The organism is Xanthomonas sp. NCPPB 1128, assembly GCF_001043115.1.
Lineage (GTDB): Bacteria > Pseudomonadota > Gammaproteobacteria > Xanthomonadales > Xanthomonadaceae > Xanthomonas_A.
In genome coordinates this window covers 103,844-113,695 of the sequence record NZ_LFME01000011.1, presented here as the reverse complement: position 1 = coordinate 113,695, position 9,852 = coordinate 103,844, and the positions used below count along the sequence as shown (strand labels likewise).

The window sequence follows — 9,852 nt, the reverse complement described above, 5'->3', positions numbered from 1 at the left end:
GATCGGATGAGCAGGCCCAACGGCCACCTCAGCCTCCCAACCACCATGATCCGACGCCTCTCTGGTGCCGTTGCGACAGAGGCTGCCCCCCTAGCTCCAGGTCATGGCAGGTTGTTCGAGGTGCCCTTCAGCCGCGACCAGCCTTTCCCGGGAAGTCCGTCGCGGCTGAAGCCGGTCCTGCGCGTGTGCTTGCCGTCGAGATGAGAGGCTCCCTGACGTCGCTCCCGCAGGGCAGGCCGTCTTCGGCGTGATGGTGGCGGAAGCAGGTGATCGGCCGTGCCCTACGGGCTGGGGTGCAGTCCGAGCGGGTGGCTGCGCCCGTTTCGCTACATATAAGAAGGAAGGGCGCCGACGGATGGCCAGTGGCATCGTGTCGCGTCCCGTCGCACGCCGGCGCGTCCGGCGCCGCCCATGTTGCGGCGTGCGCGCACTCACAAGTCGCCGTGGTGCGCCTGCAGCGCCGCGATCGCAGCCAGGCCGGCGGTTTCGGTGCGCAGGATGCGCGGCCCCAGGCGCAGGCCGACGAAGCCGGCAGCTTCCAGTGTGGCGCGGTCGCGTGGCGACCAGCCGCCTTCCGGGCCGATCGCGATCGTCGCCGCATCGCCACCGATGTCCAGCGCGCGCAGGCGCTGTTCGCCCTGCGGGTCCAGGATCAGTCGGCATGGGCTGTCCGCCGCGGCGCGCGCCGCATCGGCCAGTGCCAGCGGCGCGCTCAGCTGCGGCACGCGCGCGCGGCCGGACTGTTCGCAGGCCGCGATCACCACGCTGCGCCAGTGCGCCACGCGTTTGTCCACCCGCGCCGCATCCAGCTTCACTTCGGTGCGCTCGGCCCACACCGGCACGATCGCGGCGACGCCGAGTTCGGTGGCCTTCTGCAGGATCAGGTCCATCTTTTCGCCGCGCGCCACGCCCTGCAGCAGGGTGATCGCCAACGGCGACTCGTTGTCGGCCGGCCGTGCCGCGCCGATGCGCACGCTGGCGTTGCGCTTGCCGGCCTGCAGCAGTTCGGCGTGGTAATCGCAGCCGTCGCCGTTGAACAGCACGCAGGGGTCGCCCTCGCGCAGCCGCAACACGCGCAGCAGGTGGTTGGCGACATCCTCCGGCAGGCTCAACTCGGCGCCGGCGTGCAGCGGCAGGTCCACGTGGCAGCGGGTCAGGCGCATGCCACTGCCTCGTCGATCGCCGCCAGCGTGGTCTCGGCCAGCAGCGCGAGCTGCGCGGCGTCCATGCAGTAGGGCGGCATCCAGTACAGCACGTCGCCCAACGGGCGCAGCACCACCCCGCGCTCCAGCGCGGCGCGGTAGGCATGCAGGCCGACGCGCGCCGACGCAGGGAAGGGCGTGCGCTTGTCGCCGTTGCGGGTGAGTTCGAACGCCACCACCATGCCGGCCTGGCGCACGTCGGCCACGTGCGCATGCTCGGCGAACGACGCCGACAGCGCGCGCATGGTCTCGGCAGTGCTGCGGTTGCGTGCGATCACATCGTCCTCCTGCAGGATCCGCAGCGATGCCAGCGCCGCGGCGCAGGCCAGCGGGTTGCCGGTGTAGCTGTGCGAATGCAGGAAGGCGCGCTCGCGGCTGTCGTCGAGGAAGGCGTCGTACAGATGCTGGGTGGCCAGCACCGCCGACAGCGGCAGGAAGCCGCCGGTCAGGCCCTTGGACAGGCACAGCAGGTCCGGCATCACGCCGGCCTGCTCGCAGGCGAACAGGGTGCCGGTGCGGCCGAAGCCGGTGGCGATCTCGTCGGCGATCAGGAACGCGCCGTTGGCGTCGCACAGTTCGCGCGCCCGGCGCAGATAGGCCGGATCGTGCATGCGCATGCCACCGGCGCACTGTAGGCGCGGTTCCAGGATCACCGCGCAGATCTCGCCCGGATGTCGGTCGAACAGGTCGGCCAGCGCATCGGCGGCGGCGTCGGCGCGTTCGCGTGCGCTCTGTCCCGGTGCTGCCTGGTAGGCGTCGGGCGAGGGTGCGAACAGCGCCTCGGCCAGCAGCGGTGCATACACCCGCCGGTACAGGGGGATGTCGCCGACCGCCAGCGCCCCGATGGTCTCGCCGTGGTAGCCGTTCTCCAGCGCGACGAAACGCGTGCGCCCCGGCTCGCCGCGATTCTGGAAATAGTGGAAGGCCATCTTCAGCGCCACTTCCACGCCGGCCGAGCCGTTGTCGGCATAGAACACCTTGGCCAGTGGCGCGCGCCCTTCCTGGCGTGGCGCCAGCGCCAGCAACTGCTCGGCCAGCAGCACCGCCGGTTCGTGGCTGAAGCCGGCCAGCATCACCTGCTCCAGTTGGGTGGCCTGAGCGGCGATGGCTGCGGCGATGCGTGGTTCGCCGTGGCCGAACAGGTTGGTCCACCAACTGCTCACCGCGTCCAGGTAGCGGCGGCCGCCGTGGTCGATCAGCCAGGCGCCTTCGCCACGCGCGATCGGGACCAAGGGCAGGGTGTCGGGGTGTTCGCGCATCTGCGTGCACGGGTGCCAGAGCACGGCGAGGTCGCGCTGGCGCCACGCGTCGGCCATCTGTGCTGCGGTCAGGTCTGATAGCATTTCGCGCTCATGAACAGGTTCTTCGCTCCGCGCATTCTATCGACCGACGCCGCCCGGCGCCGCAGGGTGCCGGCGTGACCCGTCGCTTGCCGGTCATCCACGCCGTGCGCGAGCGCAGCGAATCGGCCGCCGAGCGCCGGGTCGAGGAGCTGGACCTGGAATTCAGCAACGGCGAACGCCGCGTGTTCCACCGGCTCAAGGCGCCGGGCCACGGCGCGGTGGTGGTGGTGCCGATGCTGGATGCGCAGACCGTGCTGCTGGTGCGCGAGTACGCCGCCGGTGTGCACCGCTACGAGCTGGGCCTGGTCAAGGGCCGCATCGATGCCGGCGAGACCCCGCTGCAGGCGGCCGACCGCGAACTCAAGGAAGAAGCCGGCTACGGCGCGCGGCAGCTGCGCGTGCTGCGCGCGATGACCCTGGCGCCGACCTACATGAGCCACCAGTCGTGGCTGGTGCTGGCACAAGATCTCTATCCCGAACGACTAGCCGGCGACGAGCCGGAGGAATTGGAAGTGGTGCCCTGGAAACTGGCTGAACTGGATCAACTGATGTTGCGTGAAGATTTTTCCGAGGGGCGTTCGCTGGCGGCGCTGTTCATCGCCCGCGAGTGGCTGGGTCGCGCCGAATGATCCGTCTGACCAGTGATTTGCGCGAAACCGTGATCGCCATCGCCATCGATGCCGCCGCGGCGATCATGTCCGTCTACGCCACCGGCTTCGAGGTGGAGCACAAGGCCGATGCCAGTCCGTTGACCCAGGCCGACCTGGCCGCACACCAGATCATCGTCGAAGGCCTGGAACGGCTGACCCCGGACCTGCCGGTGCTGTCCGAGGAATCGGCGCAGATCCCGTGGGAGGTGCGCGAGCACTGGACCACCTATTGGCTGGTCGACCCGCTCGACGGCACCCGCGAGTTCGTCAAGCGCAACGGCGAGTTCAGCGTCAACATCGCGCTGATCCACCAGGGTGCGCCGGTGTTCGGCGTGGTCCAGGCGCCGGTGGACGGCCGCGTCTGGCACGCGGTGCGCGGCGAGCAGGCGTACCGCCGCGAGGGCTTCCGCGATACCGCGCTGAACACGCGACGCCCGGCCACCGCGCCGCTGCGCGTGGCGGCGAGCCGCTCGCACCGCGACGCGCGCACCGACGCGCTGCTGCAGCGCATGGGCGAGATCGAACTGGTCGCGCAGGGCTCCTCGCTGAAGTTCTGCCGGATCGCCGACGGCGACCTGGACGTGTACCCGCGTTTCGGCCCGACCTCGGAGTGGGACACCGCCGCCGGGCAGTGCGTGCTGCAGGCCGCGGGCGGCGCGCTGCTGGCCGCCACGACCGGCAAGCCGTTCCGCTACAACCGCCGCGAATCGCTGCTCAACGGCGACTTCGTCGCGCTGGGCGATCCCGGGCTGCCCTGGCGCGACTGGCTCGGCTGAGCCGCGCCGCGAGCGCGCGCCGCATGGCGCGCGCTCTGCCACACTAGGCGGCAGGCGGCAGCGGTGCCGTCGCACCGGAACCCGCCCGTGACCCCCACCCGCTACGACCTTCCCGCCCTGCTCGACATCATGGCGCGCCTGCGCGATCCCGCGCAGGGCTGCCCCTGGGACCTGGAACAGGATTTCGCCAGCATCGCCGCGTACACGATCGAAGAGGCCTACGAAGTGGCCGACGCGATCGACCGCCAGGACCTGGCCGGGCTGAAGGACGAACTCGGCGATCTGCTGCTGCAGGTGGTGTTCCATGCGCAGATGGCGCGCGAGCAGGGCGCGTTCGGCTTCGACGAGGTGGTCGCGGCGATCTGCGACAAGATGGTGCGCCGCCATCCGCACGTGTTCGGCGACAGCAAGGTGGCCGATGCCGAACAGCAGACGCTGAAGTGGGAAGAGATCAAGCGCGCCGAGCGCGCCGCCGCCGGCGAGCGCGACGGCTCGGCGCTGTCCGGCATCGCGCGCGGCCTGCCGGAATGGCAGCGCGCGCTGAAATTGCAGTCGCGTGCGGCGCGGGTCGGCTTCGACTGGCCCGGCCCGGTGCCGGTGCTGGACAAGGTGCAGGAAGAACTGGAGGAAGTGCGCGCGGAACTGGCGCATGGCGCTGCGGCCGATCCGGCACGGCTGCATGACGAGATCGGCGACCTGCTGTTCGTCTGCGCCAACCTAGCGCGGCATGCCAAGGTCGATGTCGGCGCGGCGCTGCGCCACGCCAACCTCAAGTTCGAGCGCCGCTTCCGCGCGATGGAACGGTTGGCGCAGCAGGACGGCGGCGCGCTCGACGGTCTGGCCCTGGCGCAGCAGGAGGCGTACTGGCAGCGCGCCAAGGACGAAGAGCGCGCCGCGGCCGGATGAAGACCCTGCTGCTGTTCGTGCTGACCGCCGTCGCCGAGATCGTCGGCTGCTACCTTCCTTATCTGTGGTTGCGCGAACAGCGCAGTGCCTGGCTGCTGTTGCCCGCCGCGGGCAGCCTGGCGGCCTTCGTCTGGCTGCTGACCCTGCATCCCGCCGCCAGCGGCCGCGTCTATGCGGCCTACGGCGGCGTCTATGTCGCGGTCGCGTTGCTGTGGCTGTGGACGGTGCAGGGCATGCGCCCCACACGCTGGGACCTGCTCGGCGCCGGCCTGTGTCTGGCCGGCATGGCGGTGATCATGTTCGCACCGCGGCAGGGCTGAGGTCTGTGCGGCAGGTTGTCCTGCGACAACCAGAGGCCGGCCTTCGCGTAGGAGCGGCTTCAGCCGCGACAGGATTCACCGGGAACACCCGTCGCGGCTGAAGCCGCTCCTACGGCATCACCGCGTGACCTGCCAGGTTGCTGCAAAGCGCGTTATTGGAGATGTCATGAAGTCGCCCGTGCATGCGACGACGCGCTCCATTGCCGCCCTGTAGGCGTCACCTCCACATGCGCGGCTTGCGCAAGACTGCTGCGTCGCGGACACGCCTGGCGCGACGCTGTCGTCCACCACCTGGCCGCACCCGGCGCTGCGCCCGAGGAGGGCGTCCACGCGCTGCGAGCGGACGCCCGCGCTCCCGGCGTATGCTGGACGCCTGCGTCGCCTCGGGAGGGCCATCGCATGCGCCGCTTCGCCAATTTCCGCGAGTTCTACCCGTTCTATCTGAGCGAGCACCGCCATCGGCTGTCGCGCCGGCTGCATTTCGTCGGCAGCCTCGGCGTGCTGGCGAGCCTGCTGCTGGCGCTGTGCACCGGCCAGCCGCGCTGGCTGTGGGCCGCACCGGTCTGCGGCTACGGCTGCGCCTGGATCGGCCACTTCGTGTTCGAGAAAAACCGTCCAGCCACCTTCAAGCACCCGCTGTACTCGCTGGCCGGCGACTGGGTGATGTTCAAGGACATGCTGCTCGGCCGCATCCGCTGGTGACCGGCGCCCGCGCCGGCGCTCGCTATACTGCGGATTCGATTTCTTTCTGGTTAATGGAGCAACCTGATGCCGTCTACCTTTTTCCTCACGTTGGTGATCCTGTTCTTCGGCGTGGTGGTGCTGTTCAAGACCGTGCGCATGGTGCCGCAGGGATTCCAGTGGACGGTGGAGCGTTTCGGCCGCTACACCCACACGTTGTCGCCCGGCCTGCACTTCCTGATTCCGTGGATGTATGGCGTGGGCCGCAAGGTCAACATGATGGAGCAGGTGCTGGACGTGCCCAGTCAGGACGTCATCACCAAGGACAACGCGGTGGTGCGCGTGGATGGCGTGGTGTTCTTCCAGGTGCTGGACGCCGCCAAGGCGGCCTATGAAGTGTCGAATCTGGAAATCGCCACCATCGCCCTGGTGCAGACCAACATCCGTACCGTGATCGGCTCGATGGACCTGGACGAGTCGCTGAGCCAGCGCGAGACCATCAACGCGCAGCTGTTGAACGTGGTCGACCATGCCACCAATCCGTGGGGCATCAAGGTCACCCGCATCGAGATCCGCGACATCCAGCCGCCGCGCGATCTGGTCGATGCGATGGCCCGGCAGATGAAGGCCGAGCGCGAGAAGCGCGCGCAGATCCTCGAGGCGGAGGGCTCGCGGCAATCGGAGATCCTGCGCGCCGACGGCGAGAAGCAGGCGGCGGTGCTGGAGGCCGAAGGCCGCAAGGAAGCCGCGTTCCGCGACGCCGAGGCGCGCGAGCGCCTGGCCGAGGCCGAGGCGCGGGCGACGGCGATGGTGTCCAAGGCGATCGCCGAGGGCGACGTGCAGGCGATCAACTACTTCATCGCGCAGAAGTACGTGGAGGCGTTCAAGGAACTGGCCACCGCACCGAACCAGAAGTTCGTGCTGATGCCGATGGAGTCCAGCGGCATCATCGGCTCGATCGCCGGCATCGCCGAACTGGCGCGCGAGGCGCTGAACAAGCAGGGCACGCCGCCGGCGGTGCCGCGCGTGCCGCCGCGCAACGGAGTCTGAGCCATGCGCATTGAGGTAGTGGCCTGGGGTGCCCTGACCTTGTTGCTGTTCGCGGCCGAATCGCTGGCGCCGGGCGCCTTCATGCTGTGGATGGGCTTCGCCGCCGCGGCGGTGTTCCTCGCGGTCCTGGTGTTCCCGGACATCTCCCTGCTGCTGCAGGTCGGCGCGTTCGTGGTGCTGAGCTTCGTCTCGATCCAGGTGTATCGCACCTGGTTCCGCAACCGCGGCCGGACCAGCGACCAGCCGCTGCTCAACCGCCGCGCCGAACAGTTGATCGGCCGCGTGGTGACCCTGGACCAACCGATCCACGGCGGCCGCGGCCGTGCCAAGGTCGACGACGCCTTCTGGGTGGTCGGCGGTCCCGACCTGCCGGTCGGCAGCGCGGTGCGCATCGTCGGCGTGGATGGCATGACGCTGCTGGTCCAGGCTGCTTGAAAGCCGGGATTGGGGAGTCGGGATTGGGGATTCGTAGGAGCGGCTTCAGCCGCGACCCGAGATCGATGGCAGGTCGCGGCTGAAGCTGCTCCCGCGTAGTGCGTTATCGGGGGGCAGTCCTTCGGATCAGGATGGCTGCTTCTGCGATTCCCGACTCCCGACTCGCCAATCCCAGCCTTCGGCGGGTCGCGGCTGAAGCCGCTCCTACGACAGCGGTGATCAAGCGCCAGTCCTTCGGATCGGGACGGCGGCTCCTACGAATCCCCAATCCCGACTCGCCAATCCCAGCCTTCGACGGGTCGCGGCTGAAGCCGCTCCTACGACAGCGGCGATCGAGCGCCAGTCCTTCGGATCCAGGATAGCCGCTCCTACGAATCCCCAATCCCGACTCCCCACTCCCGGCTTCACCCCAGCGATAATGGGGGACTTTTCTCACGGACCCGCGCCATGACCCAGAAGACCATCCTCAACGACAGCCACCGCGCCCTCGGCGCCAAGATGGTCGACTTCGGCGGCTGGGACATGCCGATCCACTACGGCTCGCAGATCGACGAGCACCACCAGGTACGCCGCGACGCCGGCATGTTCGACGTCAGCCACATGACCGTGGTCGATCTGCACGGCGAGCAGGTCCGCGCCTTCCTGCGCCATCTGCTGGCCAATTCGGTGGACAAGCTGAAGGTGCCGGGCAAGGCGCTGTACACCTGCATGCTCAACCCGCAGGGCGGGGTGATCGACGATCTGATCGTCTATTACATGTCCGATGCGTTCTTCCGCCTGGTGGTCAATGCCGCGACCCGCGCCAAGGATCTGGCCTGGATCGGCGAGCAGGCACAGGCATTCGGCGTGCAGGTGCGCGAGCGCGACGACTTCGCGATGATCGCGGTGCAGGGTCCGAACGCGCGCGCCAAGGCGATCGGCCTGCTGCGCGAGCAGGATCGTGCCGCCGCGCAGAAGCTCGGCCGCTTCGCCGCGATCGAGGCGACCTCGGTCGACGGCGTGCCGCTGTTCGTCGCGCGCACCGGCTACACCGGCGAGGACGGCTTCGAGATCGTGCTGCCGCAGCAGCAGGCGCCGGCGTTCTGGGAGGCGTTGATCGGCGCCGGGGTCAAGCCGGCCGGGCTGGGCGCACGCGACACGCTGCGTCTGGAAGCGGGCATGAACCTGTACGGCCAGGACATGGACGACACCGTCTCGCCCTACGAGGCCGCGCTGGCCTGGACCGTCGCCCTCGACGAGGGCCGCGACTTCATCGGCCGCGCCGTGCTGGAAGCGCAGAAGGCCGGTGGCGCACCGCGGCAGATGATCGGCCTGGTGATGGACGAGAAGGGCGTGCTGCGTCACGGGCAGAAGGTGCTGACCGCCAACGGCGACGGCGAGATCCTGTCCGGCACCTTCTCGCCGACACTGGGCAAGGCGATCGCCTTCGCGCGGGTGCCGGCCGGCGAGCCGGGTGCGGTGCGCGTGGACATCCGCGGCAAGGAGGTGCCGGTGCGCGTGGTCAAGTTCCCGTTCGTGCGCGAAGGTCAGGTCCAGCCCGGCGTGCTCGGCTGAGTCCTATCCGCCGCGCGCGACTTCTTCCTCACGCGCGCGGTTCGCTACACTAGCCTCCCATCCTCGATACCGTCTTCTTCCGGAGCAACCCCATGAGCGAGATCCCTGGCGACCTCAAATTCCTCAAGTCCCACGAGTGGGCCCGCGTCGAAGGCAACGGTCGCGTGATCATCGGCATCTCCGACCACGCCCAGGGCCTGCTTGGCGACCTGGTCTACGTCGAACTGCCGAACGTCGGCGATCATGTCGAAGCCGGCAACGGCGTGGCCGTGGTCGAGTCGGTCAAGGCCGCCTCGGACGTGTACAGCCCGCTCAGCGGCAAGGTGGTCGAGGTCAACGCCGCGCTGAGCGACAAGCCGGAAACGATCAACGAGGACGCCTACGGCGAAGGCTGGATCCTTGTGCTGGAAGCGGACGATGCCGAGCAGTTGAACGAACTGCTGTCGCCGGACGAGTACGCCGAACTGCTCGAGGACGACGGCCACTGAGCCGACCGCCCGTCGCGACACCCGAACCGGCCGCCCAGTGCGGCCGGTTTCTTTTTTGGGGCCGCGCGACGCGGCCGTCATCGTCCGCGTCGGCATCGCCAGTCTCGCCATGGTTGTCCCGACGCGCCACTTCGCCAGCCGCCGCCTGTGCTTTTGCGAAGACGGCGTGAGATCGCTTTCGGGGGCAGTACCGCGAGCGCAACGCGTTCGCCGCATGTGGCCGCAGACGATTGGCGCGTCCGGCGTATCGGTCTGTGTCGGTTTTCCGACGCGGCGCAGGTGCCGCGCGGCGCGGATACGCGATGCGGGCCGGCGACGAACAGGCATGGGCGGCGTGGCGCAGCCGCGCACGTCGCCGATGCGCGACGGCGCGGTGCGTGCCGGCGTCGGCCGACGACTTCTGCGGGCTGCGCCGGTCGACGCGTCCATGCGAAGGCATCGATGGAA

11 protein-coding genes are annotated in these 9,852 nt (G+C 69.2%); 9 read left to right on the top strand and 2 right to left on the bottom strand.

Annotated elements, in window-relative coordinates; all coding sequences use genetic code 11:
• Positions 1-431 precede the first annotated feature (431 nt).
• Both ACP93_RS09565 and bioA read right to left on the bottom strand, forming a co-directional pair.
• Positions 432-1,163, bottom strand: a complete 732-nt coding sequence (locus ACP93_RS09565) for a 16S rRNA (uracil(1498)-N(3))-methyltransferase (protein WP_048490455.1) — start codon at positions 1,161-1,163, stop codon at positions 432-434.
• The gene (bioA, locus tag ACP93_RS09560; RefSeq protein ID WP_048490454.1) at positions 1,154-2,545 is read right to left on the bottom strand and encodes an adenosylmethionine--8-amino-7-oxononanoate transaminase; all 1,392 of its coding nucleotides are present in this window, start codon (positions 2,543-2,545) and stop codon (positions 1,154-1,156) included. The genes ACP93_RS09565 and bioA overlap by 10 nt, the downstream gene beginning before the upstream one ends.
• An 86-nt stretch (positions 2,546-2,631) precedes the next feature.
• Between bioA and nudE the strand changes: the two genes are divergently transcribed.
• The 9 genes from nudE to gcvH all read left to right on the top strand — a co-directional run bounded on the left by nudE (position 2,632) and on the right by gcvH (position 9,405).
• Entirely contained in the window at positions 2,632-3,174 is a 543-nt protein-coding gene (gene nudE / locus ACP93_RS09555) for an ADP compounds hydrolase NudE (RefSeq protein WP_228135991.1), read from the top strand.
• A complete protein-coding gene (cysQ, locus tag ACP93_RS09550; RefSeq protein WP_048490452.1) occupies positions 3,171-3,971 on the top strand; it encodes a 3'(2'),5'-bisphosphate nucleotidase CysQ in 801 nt (266 codons plus the stop codon). Before nudE ends, cysQ begins: the two co-directional genes overlap by 4 nt.
• 129 nt (positions 3,972-4,100) lie before the next feature.
• Entirely contained in the window at positions 4,101-4,877 is a 777-nt protein-coding gene (mazG, locus tag ACP93_RS09545) for a nucleoside triphosphate pyrophosphohydrolase (protein WP_048490451.1), read from the top strand.
• A complete protein-coding gene (locus tag ACP93_RS09540) occupies positions 4,874-5,197 on the top strand; it encodes a YnfA family protein (RefSeq protein ID WP_017916569.1) in 324 nt (107 codons plus the stop codon). Before mazG ends, ACP93_RS09540 begins: the two co-directional genes overlap by 4 nt.
• A gap of 399 nt (positions 5,198-5,596) precedes the next feature.
• Entirely contained in the window at positions 5,597-5,899 is a 303-nt protein-coding gene (locus ACP93_RS09535) for an Mpo1-like protein (protein WP_048490450.1), read from the top strand.
• A 66-nt stretch (positions 5,900-5,965) separates the two neighbouring features.
• Positions 5,966-6,928 carry an SPFH domain-containing protein gene (locus ACP93_RS09530; protein WP_048490449.1) on the top strand — a complete coding sequence of 321 codons (963 nt, stop codon included), beginning with the start codon at positions 5,966-5,968 and terminating at the stop codon, positions 6,926-6,928.
• Positions 6,929-6,931: 3 nt separating this feature from the next.
• The gene (locus tag ACP93_RS09525) at positions 6,932-7,363 is read left to right on the top strand and encodes an NfeD family protein (RefSeq protein ID WP_048490448.1); all 432 of its coding nucleotides are present in this window, start codon (positions 6,932-6,934) and stop codon (positions 7,361-7,363) included.
• Positions 7,364-7,810: 447 nt separating this feature from the next.
• Positions 7,811-8,917 (top strand): glycine cleavage system aminomethyltransferase GcvT, encoded by a 1,107-nt coding sequence (gene gcvT, locus ACP93_RS09520; RefSeq protein WP_048490447.1) that lies wholly within the window; start codon positions 7,811-7,813, stop codon positions 8,915-8,917.
• Between the two features lie 92 nt (positions 8,918-9,009).
• Positions 9,010-9,405 (top strand): glycine cleavage system protein GcvH, encoded by a 396-nt coding sequence (gcvH, locus tag ACP93_RS09515; RefSeq protein ID WP_048490446.1) that lies wholly within the window; start codon positions 9,010-9,012, stop codon positions 9,403-9,405.
• Positions 9,406-9,852: the final 447 nt, after the last annotated feature.